Origin of the sequence: Rhizobium esperanzae, from assembly GCF_002204185.1 — a bacterium.
Lineage (GTDB): Bacteria > Pseudomonadota > Alphaproteobacteria > Rhizobiales > Rhizobiaceae > Rhizobium > Rhizobium esperanzae.
Genome location: NZ_MXPU01000001.1, coordinates 408,206 through 423,291, shown reverse-complemented (window position 1 = coordinate 423,291; position 15,086 = coordinate 408,206). Strand labels below are relative to the sequence as shown.

Below are 15,086 nucleotides of genomic sequence, written 5' to 3'. Positions count from 1 at the left end.
CTCAGATCTCCGTTGCTGTGATCTTGGTGGTGCGCGGCAGACAGACGAAGCGCGTGTCCGACGTCAGCACGATGTCGATGCCGCGTGGGAAGAGCGCACGGTTCTCGGTCCAGAGCCTGAGGAAGGTCTCCGGCAGCCCCGCCGGCGCGATCTCCACGACGCTCTGGATGCCCGGACCCATCAGCGCCAGCCTGCGTCCGCCTTCGAGTTTGGGAAGTTCGATGACAATAGTCGTCGAACGGTCGGGATATTCCTGTGTGCCTGATGCGAACAGGCCGAAGGAGCAAAGCGCAGTGCCCGCCTCAATGAAGGCAAAACGCGCATCGGCCTTTTCGGCTGTCAGGGGCGCGCCGGTGTGGAAGGCGAGCCACTCCGGCATGGCGGATTTCGCCAGTCCCGAGGTAAGCCAGACTGATGTGTCGTAGTCGCAAAGGGTGAGCGCGATCGCGCCGGCGGCAATGCCGAGCGGCGCCGGCGGAGCAATATCGGGCGCAACTGTCTGGATGGTGCCGGGACGGGCCATGCCGTCCATCAGCATCTTGAAGACGCTCTGCGCATGGAAAACCGGGTCGGCAAAACCGCCGGTCAAGGCTTCTGTCGCAAGACCCATCAGTTGTCCCCCCGTACCATGGTGAAGAAATCGACGCGGGTTGCCGCCGTCTCGTCCGCCTTGCGGCGCTGAGCGACGGCGATGCGTGCGGCAATCGGCGAAAGCAGCGCCTGTTCGACGAAATCCCTGGTCGCCTCCTCCTGCCAGAGCGCATCGAAGATCGCCGCAAGGCGGGCCTTCTCCCGGTCGGTGCCGAGCGCCTGCGCATGGCCGATAGAGCCGGTCTCGAGCCGCACCGTTGCGCGCGTCACCGTCACCTCGCCGAGATTGAAAGGAGCTCCGCCGCCGCCGATGCGGCCGCGCACCATCACCAGTCCCGTCTCCGGTCCACGCACCGGATAAGCCACGGGCTTCTGCGGCAACGCATCCCAGGCTGCCTGGAGTTCGCTCCGTTCCGCACGCGCCAGCAGATCGGCGGCGCGTTTGCGCTCAGAGACCGTCGGCGACGCGGCGTCTTTCTCGTCCGCTGATATCATCGCTGCTTTCCTCGAAATGTCTATTGATATAGACAACCATACAAGCTATATCTAGCCTTAAACCGGTGTCGTGACAAGCGTGTGACATCGTGGGGCAAGGCAGGGGCAGAATGGCAGGACTGAAGCAGGTGCAGAGGCAGACAGGTGTGGCGCTCTGGCGTCAGATCGCCGATCGAATTCGCGAGGCGATCGGCAATGGAACCTATGACGAAACGGGAATGGTGCCGCCGGAAACGGTGCTGGCGCTGCAGTTCGGCGTTAACAGGCATACGGTGCGCAGTGCGCTGGCGGCGCTGGCGCAGGAGGGAATCGTGCGTGCGGTACAAGGCCGTGGCACGCTGATCGAGCGCAAGGAGCGGCTGAACTTCCCGATTACCCGGCGCACGCGCTTCACCGCGGGCATCGGCGATCAGGCGCGTGAGACGCGTGGTCTTCTGCTCGATGAGGCGCAGGAGGAGGCGAGTGCCGAGGTTGCCCGCTGGTTGGGCCTGAAACAGGGCGAGCAGGTGATCCGGCTGGAAACATTACGCCATGCCGACAGGCGGCCGGTTTCAAAGGCGACGAGCTGGTTTCCCGCTGAACGCTTCGCGGGGATCGGCGAGGCCTACCGAAAGCATGAATCGATCACCAAGGCTTTCGCCGAGCTCGGGCTGGCGGACTACGTCCGGGCGACGACCGAGGTGACGGCCGCCCATGCTGCTACAGCCGACCTTGCCGATCTGGAACTCACCCCCGGCGCGATCCTGCTGATCGCCAAGGCAATGAACACCGATCTCGACGGCATGCCGGTGCAATATTCGATCAGCCGTTTCGCCGCCGACCGGGTGCAGTTCACGATCGAGAACTGAGGCCAATGATTGAGGCAAGGCGTGCCGACCGCTTCCGGCGGCACGCCTCATCGAATTAGTGGGCGCCGGACATATCGCCCAGAACTTCCTTGGACGCGACGGTGGAATCCGCCTTCAGCTTGTAGACCATCGGAACGCCGGTCGCGAGATTGAGGGCGAGCACGCCTTCTTTGCTCAGCTTGTCGAGCACCATGACCAGCGAGCGCAGCGAATTGCCGTGGGCGGCGACCAGCACCTTTTCGCCGCGCAGCACGCGCGGCAGGATTTCCGTGAGGTAGTAAGGCCAGACACGGGCGCCGGTGTCGCGCAGGCTCTCGCCGCCCGGCGGCGGCACGTCATAGGAACGGCGCCAGATATGCACCTGTTCCTCGCCCCACTTGGCGCGCGCGTCATCCTTGTTGAGGCCGGAGAGATCGCCGTAGTCGCGCTCGTTCAGCGCCTGGTCGCGGATCGTTTCGAGATCGGGCTGGCCGACCTTGTCGAGGATGAGCTTCAGCGTGTGCTGCGCGCGCACCAGCGCCGAGGTATAGGCGACGTCGAATTTGATCCCGTATTCGGCGAGCGCGGCGCCGCCGGCTTTGGCTTCCTGAATGCCGAGTGCCGTCAGATCCGGGTCCTTCCAGCCGGTGAAGAGATTCTTCAGATTCCAGTCGCTCTGGCCGTGGCGAACGAGGACGAGGGTACCGCTCATGAATATGCCTCCGTAGTATCCTTATTGGGAAGAAAGCCCGAGCACGTCGAGCATGGAATAAAGCCCCGGCTTCTTGTCGCGCGCCCAGAGCGCGGCTTTGATGGCGCCGCGCGCGAAGATCGAACGGTCGGCCGCGCTGTGCGACAGGGTGACGATTTCGCCTTCGCCGGCGAAAAGCACGGAATGCTCACCGATGACAGAGCCGCCGCGCAGCGTCGCAAAACCGATCGTGCCCGCCTCGCGGGCGCCGGTATGGCCGTCGCGCACCCTGACCGATTTCGAGGCGAGGTCGATATTGCGGCCCCTGGCAGCGGCTTCGCCGAAGAGAAGGGCGGTGCCGGAAGGGGCATCCACCTTGCGTTTGTGGTGCATTTCCAAGATTTCGATGTCCCAGTCTGCAGGATCGAGCGCCCGCGCTGCCTGCTCGGCCAGCACGCTGAGCAGATTGACGCCGAGGCTCATATTGCCTGACTTGACGATGCGGGCATGGCGGGCCGCTGCGGCGATCTTCGCATTGTCCTCGCTCGAGCAGCCCGTCGTGCCGACCACGTGAACGATGCGGGCCTGAGCGGCGAGGCCGGAGAATTCCACGGTTGCGGCAGGCGCGGTGAAGTCGAGCACGCCCTCGGCATGCAGGAAGGCCTGGAGCGGATCGTCGCCGATGATGACGCCGGTCGGCCCGAGCCCGGCGATTTCGCCGGCATCCTTGCCGACAAAGGGCGAGCCGGCGCGCTCGACCGCGGCATGCAGCACCACGTCCTCGATGGAATGAATGAGCCGGATCAGCGTCTGCCCCATGCGTCCCGCCGCGCCGACCACCACCAGTTTCATCGCAGCATCGCTCATGTCAGTCTCGCCATGTTAGTACGAATCCGAGGCCGAGGGCCTCTGCAGGTTGTTGAGGCGAGCGTAAAGACCGTCGCTGACCTTCGCAAGCGTCTCATGATTGCCTTCCTCGACCACCCGACCCTGCTGCATGACGACGATCTTGTCGGCGCGCACGACGGTCGAAAGCCGATGGGCGATGACGACGACGGTGCGCCCGGTCATCGCCTCGTCGAGCGCCTTCTGCACGGCAGCCTCGGATTCGGTGTCCAGCGCGGAGGTCGCTTCGTCGAGCAGCAGGATCGGCGCGTTGCGCACCAAAGCCCGCGCGATCGACAGCCGCTGCCGCTGGCCGCCCGAAAGCGTCACGCCGTTTTCGCCGACCGGCGTATCGTAACCCTGCGGCTGCGCCGAGATGAAATCATGCGCATAGGCAAGCCGGGCCGCCTCTTCCACCTCGACATCGGTCGCTTCCGGCCGGCCATAGCGGATATTGTCGCGGATCGTGCCTTCGAACAGGTAGGGCTGCTGCGAAACATAGGCGAGCTGCTGGCGCAGCGACTTCTTGGTGATATGGGCGATATCCTGGCCGTCGATCAGGATTTCACCTTCGCGCGGATCGTAGAAGCGCGGAATGAGGCTGATGACGGTGGATTTGCCCGCACCCGAGGGGCCGACGAGCGCCGTGGTGGTTCCGCCCTCGGCGACGAAGCTGACGTCGTTCAGCACGCTTTCATTGCCGTAGGCGAAGGAAACATTGCGGAATTCGATCCTGGCCTGCGTCACCGTCAGCGGCCGGGCATCCGGCAGGTCACGCTGGCGCGGCTCCATGTCCAGCAGTTCGTAGATCATCCGCGCATTGACGACGGCGCGTTCCATCTGCACCTGCAGCCGGGCAAGGCGGCGAGCCGGGTCATAGGCAAGCAGCAGCGCCGTCACGAAGGAGAAGAAGGCGCCCGGGGCCACGTTGTAATAGATCGAGCGATAGGCGGCATAGGCAAGCACGCTGGCGACGGCAAAGCCTGCGAAGCTCTCCGTCAGCGGCGAGGTGCGCTCGGAAAGCCGGGCAATCCGGTTCGCCCGGTTCTCGGCGGCCGTGATGAGCTTGTTGACCTTGTTCTCCAGTTCCTCTTCCATCGTGAAGGCTTTGACGATGGCAATACCCTGGATCGTCTCCTGCATGGCCCCCAGCACGTGGCTGTTCAGATGCACGGCCTCGCGGGTTGCCGAGCGAAGGCGTTTGGAAACATAACGCAGTGCATAGAGCAGCGGCGGCGCCATGATGAAGACGGCGAGGCTGAGCAACGGGTCCTGGAGGACCATCACGCCGATCAGCGAAACGAAGGTCAGGAGGTCGCGCACCGTCGAGGTGATCGTCAGGTTGAGCACGTCGCGGATGCCGCTGACGTTCTGGCTCACCTGCGCGGCGATATGAGCCGAGCGTGCCTCGCTGAAAAAGCCAACGGAAAGCGTCATCAGATGCGCATAGAGGCGGCGCTGATAGCGGGCGACGATATTGTTGCCGACCTTGGAAAGCGCCACGGCCTGGCCGTAGCTGGCAAAACCGCGCAGCACGAAGGCAACGAAGATCGAAAGACAGATGATCCAGACGACGTCGGCGCGGCGATTGGCGAAGGCCTCGTCGATGATCGCCCGCATGATCCAGGCGGTGAACGCCGTCGAAAGCGCCACGACCACGAGGCAGGCGATTGCGAAGACATAACCCCAGAGATGGTCGCGGCCGTTTTCAGCGATGATGCGCTTCAGGATGCCGGTGACGGTATCGCTGCTGACGCTCTGCTTTCTGCTTTCCACGGCTTCCAAATATCAAGCTTCCTGTCCGAGACTGAGCGCGTCGTGAACGTGGCGCGCACTTTGGCCGGCTCTATAAAGAGTTGGGACTGGTTTGGCTAGACCGCGGCGCGGCCCGGAGGGACGCGCGCTGGGCTCAGCGCCGCCAGCGGCGGCCTTCCGTCGATACGCCGAAATTGGCCGGCATGCGCGCATAGGACGAAAGCCCTGCGAGCGCCGCTAACGGATGGGTCACGACATAGGTGGGGATGGTGCGAAGCAGCGCGCTATGCGGCGCCTTGTCCTCGAAAGCCTGCCGGAATTCCGGTTTCTTCAGCGCCGGGAGGATCTTTTGCGAGATACCGCCGGAGAGATAGACACCGCCGCGCGCCATGAACACCATGGCCATGTCGCCCGCCACGCGGCCGAGATAGGTGGCAAACAGCGAAACGGTCTCAACGGCGGCCTTGTCGCTGCCATCAAGCGCATGTGAGGTGATCTCGGCCGGATCCTTCATCGTCGGCTGGATGCCGTCGACCGCGCAGATGGCATTATAGAGATTGACGAGGCCGCGTCCGCAGAGGATCTGTTCGGCCGAAACACGGCCTTCGATCGTCTCGACATGCGGAAAGATCTGATAATCGCGCTTGCTGCGCGGCCCGAGATCGATGTGGCCGCCTTCGCCGGGAACCGGGATCCAAGTATGCTGGGCATGCACAAGCCCGCCGACGCCGAGGCCGGTGCCAGGTCCGAGCACGACGCGCGAGGCAACCATGTCGCCGGTGGCGCTGCCGATACGTTCACGGTTTTCATCCGACAGGGCGGCGATCGCCAGCGCCTGCGCCTCGAAATCGTTGACGACGAGCACGTCCTCGATGCGGAGGTCCTCGATCATCGTCTTTGGCCGCACCACCCAGTCGCAATTGGTCAGGGGGATCTCGTCGTCGTTGATCGGGCCGGCGACGGCGAGGATCGCCGAGCGCGGCAGCACCGCTGTCTTGTCGAGCACGCCCTTTTGGATCGCTTCGTCGATCGTGGCGAAATCCGCCGTGCGCACGTTCGGAAACTGCTTCGGTTCGGCATAGGCGTCGGTCAGGATGGAGAAGCGGGCATTGGTGCCGCCGATATCGCCGATCAGGATCGGGAAGGGAAGCGGAGCGGTGCTGTGGCTGGGTTTGGGCATGGCCGGTTCCGTGCTGATCAGGCTTCGAGTGTGGGAAGGAGCTTTATAGCGGTCGCGTGGTTGAGTGCCATCGGAATGTCGTAGACGATGGCGAGCCGCATCAGCGCCTTCACGTCGACATCATGCGGCATCGGCGTCAGCGGGTCGACGAAGAAAATCAGCGCGTCGACTTCGCCGGTCGAGATCAGCGCGCCGATCTGCTGGTCGCCGCCGAGCGGCCCGCTTTTCAGCCTGGTGACGTCGAGATCGGGAGCGGCATCGAGCACGCGACCGCCGGTGGTACCCGTCGCGACGATCTTCCAGCGCGAGAGAAGGTCCTGATTGGCGCGGGCGAAAGCCGCCATGTCGTCCTTCTTCTGGTCATGCGCGATCAGCGCAAGGCATTTGCCGCCGGCCATGAAGTGAATCTCCGCCCCAACAATTCAATCGATTTGATCGCTTTATACCAAGTATTTGCGATTTGAAAGGCAATGCGTCCGCCCCTTCATTGGATCGCCGGCTTATCGTTCGGGACCGGGCCAACATCCGGCAGCCCCTCGTCGTCGTCAGCCGGCGCGGCTGCCGGAGCGGCGGCGAGAGCGCTTGCGGCTGAAGGCCCGCCATAGGTGGCGGCCTGCATCGAAGCGACGGAAGCGGCATCGAGCACGGCAGAGCAGGCCTTCGGCAGGTCGGAGACCATCATCTCACGCGGCGGCTTCGGCGGCTTGGCGCCGGGCTTGGGCGGTTTCGGCGGCGCCCAAGGTGCCGGGGTGAACCAATAGGCGAGCGACTTGTCGCAGCCGTCTCCTGAGGCGACGGGAGCTTGCGGCGTGCATCCGGCAGCACCGGGCGGGCATTTGATGCGGATGTGGAAATGCGAGTCGTGGCCGTATATCGGCCGCAGCTTACCAAGGTTGGTGCGGTCGCCGGTCCAGGTGTCGCACATCTTCTTCTTGATCGCCGGATTGACGAAGATGCGCTCCACTTCGGGATAGCTCGCCGCCAGCATCAAAAGCCGCGCCCGCGATTCCGTCCATACCTTCGGGTTGACGGTGAGGAACTTGTCCTTCTGCAGCATGCTGGTGAAGGGCAGGTTCTCGCGCTCCTCGGCCGTCAGGCGGCGCGCCGGCATCGGGGTGAACCAAATATCGGCATCGAGGCCGATCTGGTGCGAGGAATGGCCGTTGAGCATCGGCCCGCCGCGCGGCTGGGCGACATCACCGACGAGGATGCCCGGCCAGCCGGCATACTTGACCGCATCCTGCGAAAATCGTTCCAGGAGCGCGATCATCGCCGGGTTGCCCCAGCGGCGGTTGCGCGAAAGCCGCATCGCCTGCCAGGTCGGCCCGTCGGTCGGCAGCGCCACCGCGCCGGTCATGCAGCCCTTTGCATAAAAGCCGATCGGCTGCGCCGGCCCCTGCGTCGGCAGGCTGACGCCTGCGAACAGCGCCTTGGCGCTGCCGGGGCTTGGCGGTTTCTGCTCGGCGCCGACATCGCCGGCGGCAAGGCCGGCGCCGATCGCGCCGGCAAGCGCCAGTCTGCCGAATGTTCTGAAAGCCTGAACGAAGCCGAAAGCCATACTGTTTCCTTGAGCGCTGCCGAAGTGATTTGCCGGGAATCTATCGTGAAAAGCGATTTTGGTGAATCGATGTTTTGGCTAGCGGCGACAGGCAGCGGCGGTGACGGATCGCCGCAGCGTTGCGGCCGCCTGCAATTCCGATGAGGTCTTCAACCTTGGCGCGGCAAAACAAGGTCAAAATTTCGCGAGCCCGGCAAAAACCAAACTCTCTCCTGTTTTTCGCCTGTATTTTTCGTATTGTCGAACCCACCAATAATTAGGGGAAAGCGTGAATGGCGGCTTTGTGGTCGAAGATCGGTTTGTTTCTGACGCTTGCGGGAGCCTTAGCGCCCATGACGGCAACAGCCCAGGACCAGCCCTTTCAGATTGGCAGCTCGGTTATCAGTGACATGAAGTACAAGCCGGGCTTTGCGCATTTCGATTACGTCAATCCCGATGCTCCAAAGGGCGGGGACCTGCGCCTTTCTGCAAGCGGCGCCTTCGACACCTTCAACCCGCTGCTTGCCAAAGGACAGACGGCGGTCGGCCTGACGCTCGTGTACGACACCTTGATGAAGCCCGCCGATGACGAACTGCTTGTGTCCTACGGCCTGCTTGCCGAAGGACTTTCCTTTCCCGCGGACGTTTCGAGTGCGACCTTTCGCCTGCGCAAGGAGGCGAAATGGGCGGACGGTCAGCCGATAACGCCCGAGGACGTCATTTTCAGCCTGGATAAGACCAAGGAGTTGAATCCGCTCACCGGGAACTATTACCGCCACGTGGTAAAGGCCGAAAAGACTGGCGATCGTGACGTTACCTTCATTTTCGACGAGAAGAACAATCGCGAGCTTCCCAATATCCTCGGCCAGTTGGTGGTCGTGCCCAAACATTGGTGGGAGGGACGGGGGCCGGACGGTAAACCGCGGGATATCTCAAAGACGACCCTGGAGCCCGTGATGGGGTCCGGACCTTACAAGATTGCGTCCTTCTCGCCCGGCGCGACGATCCGTTATGAACTGCGCGACGACTACTGGGGCAAGGACCTCAACGTAAACGTCGGCCAGAACAATTTCCGCAACGTCATCTACACCTATTTCGGTGATCGGGATGTCGAGTTCGAAGCCTTTCGCGCCGGCAACAGCGACTACTGGCAGGAAACCACCGCCGCTCGCTGGGCGACGGGATATGATTTCCCCGCAGTGAAGGAAGGGCGCGTCAAGAAAGAGGAGGTTGCCAACCCGCTGCGCTCCACCGGTATCCTGCAAGCGCTCGTGCCCAACATGCGGCGTGACCTGTTCAAGGATATCAGAGTCCGCGAGGCTCTGAACTACGGGTTCGACTTCGAGGAGTTGAACCGCACCGTTGCTTTCAACAGCTACAAGCGCATCGACAGCTATTTCTGGAACACCGAACTTGCCTCTTCCGGCCTGCCGCAAGGCAGAGAACTGGAAATTCTGGAAGGCATGAAGGACAAGGTTCCGCCCGAGGTCTTCACGACGCCGTACACAAATCCGGTTGGCGGTGATCCGCAGAAAAGCCGCGACAACCTTCGCAAAGCGATTGCGCTCCTGAAAGATGCCGGTTGGGAGATCAAGAACAATCGTATGGTCAACACCAAAACCGGCCAGCCGATGAGTTTCGAGATATTATTGTCGAGCCCCATGTTGGAGCGCTGGGCAGTGCCTTATGCCAGCAATCTCAAGAAAATCGGCATAGATGCGCGGGTGCGGACGGTCGATGCCTCGCAAGCCGTCAACCGCGAACGCAGCTTCGACTACGACATGATCTGGAATGTTTGGGCGGAAACCATGAATCCGGGTAACGAGCAGGCCGATTATTGGGGCTCCGGCTCGATCAACCAGCAGGGCTCTCACAATTATGCCGGGATCGCCAACCCGGCGGTCGATGAACTCATTCGCATGATTATCTTTGCCCCCAACCGCGACGAGCAGGTCGCGGCGATCAAGGCAATGGACCGGGTCTTGCTGGCAAATCACTACGTCATCCCGCTGTTCTACCGCGATACCGTTAATATTGCCTATTGGAACACAGTCACGCATCCTGCCGAATTTCCGGCCCACAGCCTTGGTTTCCCCGATGCCTGGTGGTCGGCCTCGGCAAAATGAGCGGGCTTGCATTAACGGGGCCCTGGGCTCCAAATGGCACGAGCGAATCACGACAAGCCGGCGAGGCCGGCAAAGGAAGGCTGGCGGATTGAGCGGCATTGGACTGAACGGCGTGCAGACAAGAAATACTTTCCCGGAGGCTGAAGGCTGATGGGTGCCTATGTCATTCGCCGCCTGCTTTTGATGATTCCGACCATTATCGGCATCATGGCAATTTCCTTCATCGTTGTTCAATTTGCACCCGGCGGCCCGGTCGAGCAGGTGATTGCCCAGCTGACAGGCCAGGCCGACAGCGCTGATCAGCGCCTGTCCGGCGGCGGCGATCTCCTCGGTGGCGGCGGCAGCGACGAAGGTTCGAAATATCGCGGCGCCCAAGGGCTTGATCCGGAGCTGATCGCCAAGCTCGAAAAACAGTTCGGCTTCGACAAGCCGCCGCTGACGCGCTTTGGCGAGATGATGTGGAATTACATCCGTTTCGATTTCGGCGAGAGCTTCTTCCGCAACACCTCCGTGCTCGACCTCATCAAGGAGAAGCTGCCGGTATCGATCTCGCTCGGCATCTGGATCCTGATCTTCTCCTACGCCATCTCCATCCCGCTCGGCATCCGCAAGGCGGTCAAGGACGGGTCGACTTTCGACGTCTGGACCTCGGGCGTCATCGTCATTGGCTATGCCGTTCCGAGCTTTCTCTTCGGCATCCTGCTGATCGTCCTTTTCGCCGGCGGTTCCTTCTACGACTGGTTTCCGCTGCGCGGCCTCGTTTCCGACAATTTCGGTGAGCTCGCCTGGTGGCAGAAGCCACTCGATTATTTCTGGCACCTCACTCTGCCGCTGATCTCGCTTTCGCTAGCCGCCTTCGCCACCACGACGCTCTTGACCAAGAATTCCTTCATCGAGGAGATCAAGAAGCAATATGTCGTCACCGCCCGCGCCAAAGGCTTGAACGAGCGGCAGGTGCTCTACGGCCATGTTTTCCGCAACGCCATGCTGATCATCATCGCCGGTTTTCCCGGCGCCTTCATCTCCGCCTTCTTCACCGGCTCGCTGCTGATCGAGAATATCTTTTCGCTCGATGGCCTCGGCCGCCTCGGCTATCTCTCGGTGGTCAACCGCGATTATCCGATCGTCTTCGCGACACTCTATATCTTCTCGCTGCTCGGTCTCTTCGTCAGCCTGATTTCCGACCTGATCTATACCTGGATCGATCCGCGCATCGATTTCGAGCGGAGGGATGTCTGATGGACGCCGCCGCAAATCCCGCCACCGCAACCCCGGTCAAACCGCCGCGCAAGGGCCTGCTGTCGCCGACCAACATCCGTCGCTGGAAGAATTTCCGGGCGAACGGCCGCGGCTACTGGTCGCTGTGGCTTTTCCTGCTGCTGTTCGTGCTCAGCCTCTTTGCCGAGTTCCTCGCCAATGACCGGCCGATCATCGCCTCCTACAAGGGCGAAATCCTGTTTCCTGTCCTGATCGACTATCCCGAGGAAAAATTCGGCGGCTTCCTCGCCGAAACCGACTACCGCTCCTCGGTGATATCGGACGAGATCAACGCCAATGGCTGGATGATCTGGCCGCCGATCCGCTATTCCTACCGCTCGGTCAACTCGAACATTCCGCACTCGGCGCCAACCGCCCCCTTCTGGCTGATGACCAAGGAGGAGCGCTGCTCGGGTTATCCGCAAGGGGCGAATGATCCCGGCTGCACGCTCGGCAATCTCAACTGGCTCGGCACCGATGACCAGGCGCGCGATGTGCTGGCGCGCGTCATCTACGGCTTCCGCATATCGGTGCTGTTCGGCCTGGCGCTGACCATCTGCTCGGCAATCATCGGCGTGACGGCAGGGGCTGTGCAGGGCTATTTCGGCGGCTTGACCGATCTCCTGCTGCAGCGCTTCATCGAGATCTGGTCGTCGATGCCGGTGCTTTACATTCTGCTGATCATCGCCGCGATCCTGCCGCCCGGCTTCTTCGTGCTGCTCGGCATCATGCTGCTGTTCTCCTGGGTCAGCTTCGTCGGCGTGGTGCGCGCCGAATTCCTGCGCGCGCGCAATTTCGAATATGTCCGCGCCGCCCGTGCGCTCGGCGTCAACAACCGCACCATCATGTGGCGCCACCTGCTGCCGAACGCCATGGTGGCGACGCTCACCTTTCTGCCCTTCATTCTCTCAGGCTCGATCACGACGCTGACCTCGCTCGATTTCCTCGGCTTCGGCATGCCGCCCGGCTCCCCTTCGCTCGGCGAAATGATCGCCCAGGGCAAGACCAACCTGCAGGCGCCTTGGCTCGGGCTGACGGCCTTCTTCACCATGTCGATCATGCTTTCCCTTTTGATCTTCATCGGCGAAGCCGTGCGCGACGCCTTCGATCCGAGGAAGACGTTTCAATGAGTGACATGACAGAACCGCTCCTTTCCGTCCGCGATCTCTCGGTTGCCTTTCATCAGGGCGGCGAAACCTCGCTTGCCGTCGATCGGATCTCCTTCGATATCGCCAAAGGCGAGGTCGTGGCGCTCGTCGGCGAATCCGGCTCCGGTAAATCGGTTTCGGCCAACTCGATCCTGCGGCTTCTGCCTTATCCCTCGGCAAGCCACCCCTCCGGCGAAATCCTGTTCAAGGGCAAGGATCTCTTGAAGGCATCGGAGCGGGCGCTGCGCGAGGTGCGCGGCAACGACATCACCATGATCTTCCAGGAGCCGATGACCTCGCTCAATCCGCTTCATACGATCGAGAAGCAGATCGCCGAGATCCTCGCCCTGCACCAGGGGCTTACCGGACAGCCAGCGCGCGAACGGGTGCTGGAACTGTTGAACCAGGTCGGCATCCGCGAGCCTGAGAAGCGGTTGAAGGCCTATCCGCACGAACTCTCCGGCGGTCAGCGCCAGCGCGTCATGATCGCCATGGCGCTTGCCAACCGGCCGGAACTGCTGATCGCCGACGAGCCGACCACGGCGCTCGACGTCACCGTACAAGCGCAGATTCTCGAGCTTCTCCGGCAGTTGAAGACGGCGCACGGCATGTCGCTGCTGTTTATCACCCACGATCTCGGCATCGTGCGCAAATTCGCCGACCGCGTCTGCGTCATGACCAAGGGCCGGATTGTTGAAACCGGGACGGTCGAGGAAGTCTTCGCCAATCCGAAGCACGATTATACCCGCCATCTGCTCGCTTCCGAACCGCGCGGCGAACCGCCGTTCGCCGACCCGTCGAAACCGGTGGTGATGGAAGGTTCGGATATCCGCGTCTGGTTCCCGATCAAGGCGGGGCTGATGCGCCGCGTCGTCGATCATGTGAAGGCCGTCGACGGCATCGATCTTTCGTTGCGCGCCGGCCAGACGCTCGGCGTCGTCGGCGAATCCGGCTCGGGGAAGACCACGCTCGGCCTGGCGCTCACCCGGCTGATCTCTTCGCAGGGACGGATCGCCTTTATCGGCAAGGATATAGCCGGCTATTCGTTCAATGAGATGCGACCGCTGCGCAATCAGCTGCAGATCGTCTTCCAGGATCCCTACGGTTCGCTCAGCCCCCGCATGTCGGTCGGCGATATCATCGCGGAAGGGCTGAAGGTGCATGAGCGCGCCTTGAGCGCCGAAGAGCGCGACCAGCGCGTCTGCTGGGCGCTGGAGGAGGTGGGCCTCGATCCCCTGACCCGCTGGCGCTATCCGCATGAATTCTCCGGTGGCCAGCGCCAGCGCATCGCCATTGCACGGGCCATGGTGCTGAAGCCGCGTTTCGTCATGCTCGACGAACCGACCTCCGCGCTCGACATGAGCGTACAGGCCCAGGTGGTAGATCTGCTGCGCGATCTGCAAAAGAAGCACGACCTCGCCTATCTCTTCATCAGCCATGACCTGAAAGTAGTGAAGGCGCTTGCCAACGACGTCATCGTCATGCGGTTCGGCAAGGTGGTGGAGCAGGGACCGTCCGCGGAAATCTTCCGCGCGCCGAAGGACGATTACACCAAAGCGCTGATGGCGGCGGCCTTCAACATCGAGGCGGTGCCGACGCCCGCCGTACAGCAGTAAAGAAGATCATGTCCGCACTTTCTCCCGTTCTCGTCGATCTCAAATTCAACCCCGAAGGTGTTGCCCGCGCGCTGAAGACGGCTTTTTCCGATCGCGGCAGCATCAATGTCGCCGATACGGTTGATGCCGCGCGTGATCTCCGTGCCGTCGAATATGCTCTTCTCTGGAAGCCGGATGCCGATCTTTTCAGCCGGGCGCCAAACCTCAAGGTCATCTTCTCGGGCGGCGCCGGTGTCGATCACATCATCGGCATGGCCGGTCTGCCTGACATTCCGATCGTCCGTTTCGTCGACCGCAGCCTGACAACCCGGATGACCGAATGGGTCGTCATGCAGTGCCTGATGCATCTGCGCGCGCAATATGCCCATGATATCAGCCAGCGGCGGCGCGAATGGGCCAAACTGATTGCGCCGGAAGCGGCGGAGGTGACCGTCGGCGTCATGGGGCTCGGTATTCTGGGCCAGGATGCGGTCGCCAAGCTGAAAGTGATGGGTTTCAACGTCATCGGCTGGTCGCGCACCCGCAAGACAATCGAGGGCGTTGAGACCTTCGACGCGGGCGAACTGGACCGGTTTCTCGCCAAGACCGACATTCTGGTCGGCCTGCTGCCACTAACGCCTGAGACGACGGGCTTCTATGATAGCGGGCTATTTAAGAAGCTCCGCCGCGACGGTGCGCTGGGACAGCCGGTCTTCATCAATGCCGGCCGTGGCAAGAGCCAGATCGAGGCCGACATCGTCTCTGCCGTCGGGGAGGGGACCCTCGGCGGCGCTTCTCTCGACGTTTTCGAAGTGGAGCCGCTCGCCGCCGACAGCCCGTTGTGGGAATTGGAGAACGTCTTCATCACCCCGCACGACGCGGCGGTCTCCGAAGAGAACGCGCTGTTCCGCCATGTCGAGACGCAGATCGCCCGTTTTGAGCGCGGCGAGCCGCTGCAGTTCGTGATTGATCGCGCCGCCGGTTATTAGATTTAAGGCA

Annotated in this window: 14 protein-coding genes; 6 read left to right on the top strand and 8 right to left on the bottom strand. The window is 62.3% G+C overall.

Features of this window, described 5'->3' with window-relative positions; all coding sequences use genetic code 11:
- Position 1 precedes the first annotated feature (1 nt).
- Positions 2 to 610 carry a phosphonate C-P lyase system protein PhnH gene (gene phnH, locus B5E41_RS02135; RefSeq protein WP_088390667.1) on the bottom strand — a complete coding sequence of 203 codons (609 nt, stop codon included), beginning with the start codon at positions 608 to 610 and terminating at the stop codon, positions 2 to 4.
- Entirely contained in the window at positions 610 to 1,086 is a 477-nt protein-coding gene (gene phnG, locus B5E41_RS02130; RefSeq protein WP_088390665.1) for a phosphonate C-P lyase system protein PhnG, read from the bottom strand. Before phnG ends, phnH begins: the two co-directional genes overlap by 1 nt.
- A 110-nt stretch (positions 1,087 to 1,196) precedes the next feature.
- On the opposite strand from phnG, the gene phnF reads away from it, so the two are divergent.
- A complete protein-coding gene (gene phnF / locus B5E41_RS02125) occupies positions 1,197 to 1,934 on the top strand; it encodes a phosphonate metabolism transcriptional regulator PhnF (RefSeq protein WP_088390663.1) in 738 nt (245 codons plus the stop codon).
- 55 nt (positions 1,935 to 1,989) lie between these two features.
- Here phnF and B5E41_RS02120 read toward each other — a convergent pair whose 3' ends face one another.
- The 6 genes from B5E41_RS02120 to mepA all read right to left on the bottom strand — a co-directional run bounded on the left by B5E41_RS02120 (position 1,990) and on the right by mepA (position 7,982).
- Positions 1,990 to 2,625 carry a 2,3-bisphosphoglycerate-dependent phosphoglycerate mutase gene (locus B5E41_RS02120; RefSeq protein ID WP_088390661.1) on the bottom strand — a complete coding sequence of 212 codons (636 nt, stop codon included), beginning with the start codon at positions 2,623 to 2,625 and terminating at the stop codon, positions 1,990 to 1,992.
- Positions 2,626 to 2,646: 21 nt separating this feature from the next.
- Positions 2,647 to 3,471 carry a 4-hydroxy-tetrahydrodipicolinate reductase gene (gene dapB, locus B5E41_RS02115; protein ID WP_088390659.1) on the bottom strand — a complete coding sequence of 275 codons (825 nt, stop codon included), beginning with the start codon at positions 3,469 to 3,471 and terminating at the stop codon, positions 2,647 to 2,649.
- A gap of 15 nt (positions 3,472 to 3,486) precedes the next feature.
- Complete coding sequence (locus tag B5E41_RS02110) at positions 3,487 to 5,274, bottom strand: ABC transporter ATP-binding protein (RefSeq protein ID WP_088390657.1); 1,788 nt, start codon at positions 5,272 to 5,274, stop codon at positions 3,487 to 3,489.
- A gap of 124 nt (positions 5,275 to 5,398) precedes the next feature.
- On the bottom strand, positions 5,399 to 6,424 hold the full coding sequence (locus B5E41_RS02105; protein ID WP_088390655.1) for a glucokinase: 1,026 nt from the start codon (positions 6,422 to 6,424) through the stop codon (positions 5,399 to 5,401).
- Between the two features lie 17 nt (positions 6,425 to 6,441).
- Positions 6,442 to 6,822: a methylglyoxal synthase gene (locus B5E41_RS02100; protein WP_088390653.1), complete on the bottom strand. Its 381-nt coding sequence runs from the start codon at positions 6,820 to 6,822 to the stop codon at positions 6,442 to 6,444.
- An 86-nt stretch (positions 6,823 to 6,908) separates the two neighbouring features.
- Positions 6,909 to 7,982 carry a penicillin-insensitive murein endopeptidase gene (gene mepA / locus B5E41_RS02095; RefSeq protein ID WP_088390651.1) on the bottom strand — a complete coding sequence of 358 codons (1,074 nt, stop codon included), beginning with the start codon at positions 7,980 to 7,982 and terminating at the stop codon, positions 6,909 to 6,911.
- Positions 7,983 to 8,254: 272 nt separating this feature from the next.
- On the opposite strand from mepA, the gene B5E41_RS02090 reads away from it, so the two are divergent.
- The 5 genes from B5E41_RS02090 (at position 8,255) to B5E41_RS02070 (ending at position 15,076) form a co-directional block, all read left to right on the top strand.
- A complete protein-coding gene (locus B5E41_RS02090) occupies positions 8,255 to 10,087 on the top strand; it encodes an extracellular solute-binding protein (protein WP_088390649.1) in 1,833 nt (610 codons plus the stop codon).
- A gap of 150 nt (positions 10,088 to 10,237) precedes the next feature.
- Positions 10,238 to 11,326 carry a microcin C ABC transporter permease YejB gene (locus B5E41_RS02085; RefSeq protein ID WP_064800271.1) on the top strand — a complete coding sequence of 363 codons (1,089 nt, stop codon included), beginning with the start codon at positions 10,238 to 10,240 and terminating at the stop codon, positions 11,324 to 11,326.
- Complete coding sequence (locus tag B5E41_RS02080; RefSeq protein WP_088390647.1) at positions 11,326 to 12,474, top strand: ABC transporter permease; 1,149 nt, start codon at positions 11,326 to 11,328, stop codon at positions 12,472 to 12,474. Before B5E41_RS02085 ends, B5E41_RS02080 begins: the two co-directional genes overlap by 1 nt.
- Complete coding sequence (locus tag B5E41_RS02075; protein ID WP_088390645.1) at positions 12,471 to 14,108, top strand: ABC transporter ATP-binding protein; 1,638 nt, start codon at positions 12,471 to 12,473, stop codon at positions 14,106 to 14,108. Before B5E41_RS02080 ends, B5E41_RS02075 begins: the two co-directional genes overlap by 4 nt.
- An 8-nt stretch (positions 14,109 to 14,116) precedes the next feature.
- Complete coding sequence (locus B5E41_RS02070; RefSeq protein ID WP_088390643.1) at positions 14,117 to 15,076, top strand: 2-hydroxyacid dehydrogenase; 960 nt, start codon at positions 14,117 to 14,119, stop codon at positions 15,074 to 15,076.
- Positions 15,077 to 15,086 lie beyond the last annotated feature (10 nt).

What these genes read in the sequence shown, in the direction of transcription:
- phnH (WP_088390667.1), bottom strand. Translation starts at nt 610, where the DNA reads ATGGGTCTTGCGACAGAAGCCTTGACCGGCGGTTTTGCCGACCCGGTT.
- phnG (WP_088390665.1), bottom strand. Translation starts at nt 1,086, where the DNA reads ATGATATCAGCGGACGAGAAAGACGCCGCGTCGCCGACGGTCTCTGAG.
- phnF (WP_088390663.1), top strand. Translation starts at nt 1,197, where the DNA reads ATGGCAGGACTGAAGCAGGTGCAGAGGCAGACAGGTGTGGCGCTCTGG.
- B5E41_RS02120 (WP_088390661.1), bottom strand. Translation starts at nt 2,625, where the DNA reads ATGAGCGGTACCCTCGTCCTCGTTCGCCACGGCCAGAGCGACTGGAAT.
- dapB (WP_088390659.1), bottom strand. Translation starts at nt 3,471, where the DNA reads ATGAGCGATGCTGCGATGAAACTGGTGGTGGTCGGCGCGGCGGGACGC.
- B5E41_RS02105 (WP_088390655.1), bottom strand. Translation starts at nt 6,424, where the DNA reads ATGCCCAAACCCAGCCACAGCACCGCTCCGCTTCCCTTCCCGATCCTG.
- B5E41_RS02100 (WP_088390653.1), bottom strand. Translation starts at nt 6,822, where the DNA reads ATGGCCGGCGGCAAATGCCTTGCGCTGATCGCGCATGACCAGAAGAAG.
- mepA (WP_088390651.1), bottom strand. Translation starts at nt 7,982, where the DNA reads ATGGCTTTCGGCTTCGTTCAGGCTTTCAGAACATTCGGCAGACTGGCG.
- B5E41_RS02090 (WP_088390649.1), top strand. Translation starts at nt 8,255, where the DNA reads ATGGCGGCTTTGTGGTCGAAGATCGGTTTGTTTCTGACGCTTGCGGGA.
- B5E41_RS02085 (WP_064800271.1), top strand. Translation starts at nt 10,238, where the DNA reads ATGGGTGCCTATGTCATTCGCCGCCTGCTTTTGATGATTCCGACCATT.
- B5E41_RS02080 (WP_088390647.1), top strand. Translation starts at nt 11,326, where the DNA reads ATGGACGCCGCCGCAAATCCCGCCACCGCAACCCCGGTCAAACCGCCG.
- B5E41_RS02075 (WP_088390645.1), top strand. Translation starts at nt 12,471, where the DNA reads ATGAGTGACATGACAGAACCGCTCCTTTCCGTCCGCGATCTCTCGGTT.
- B5E41_RS02070 (WP_088390643.1), top strand. Translation starts at nt 14,117, where the DNA reads ATGTCCGCACTTTCTCCCGTTCTCGTCGATCTCAAATTCAACCCCGAA.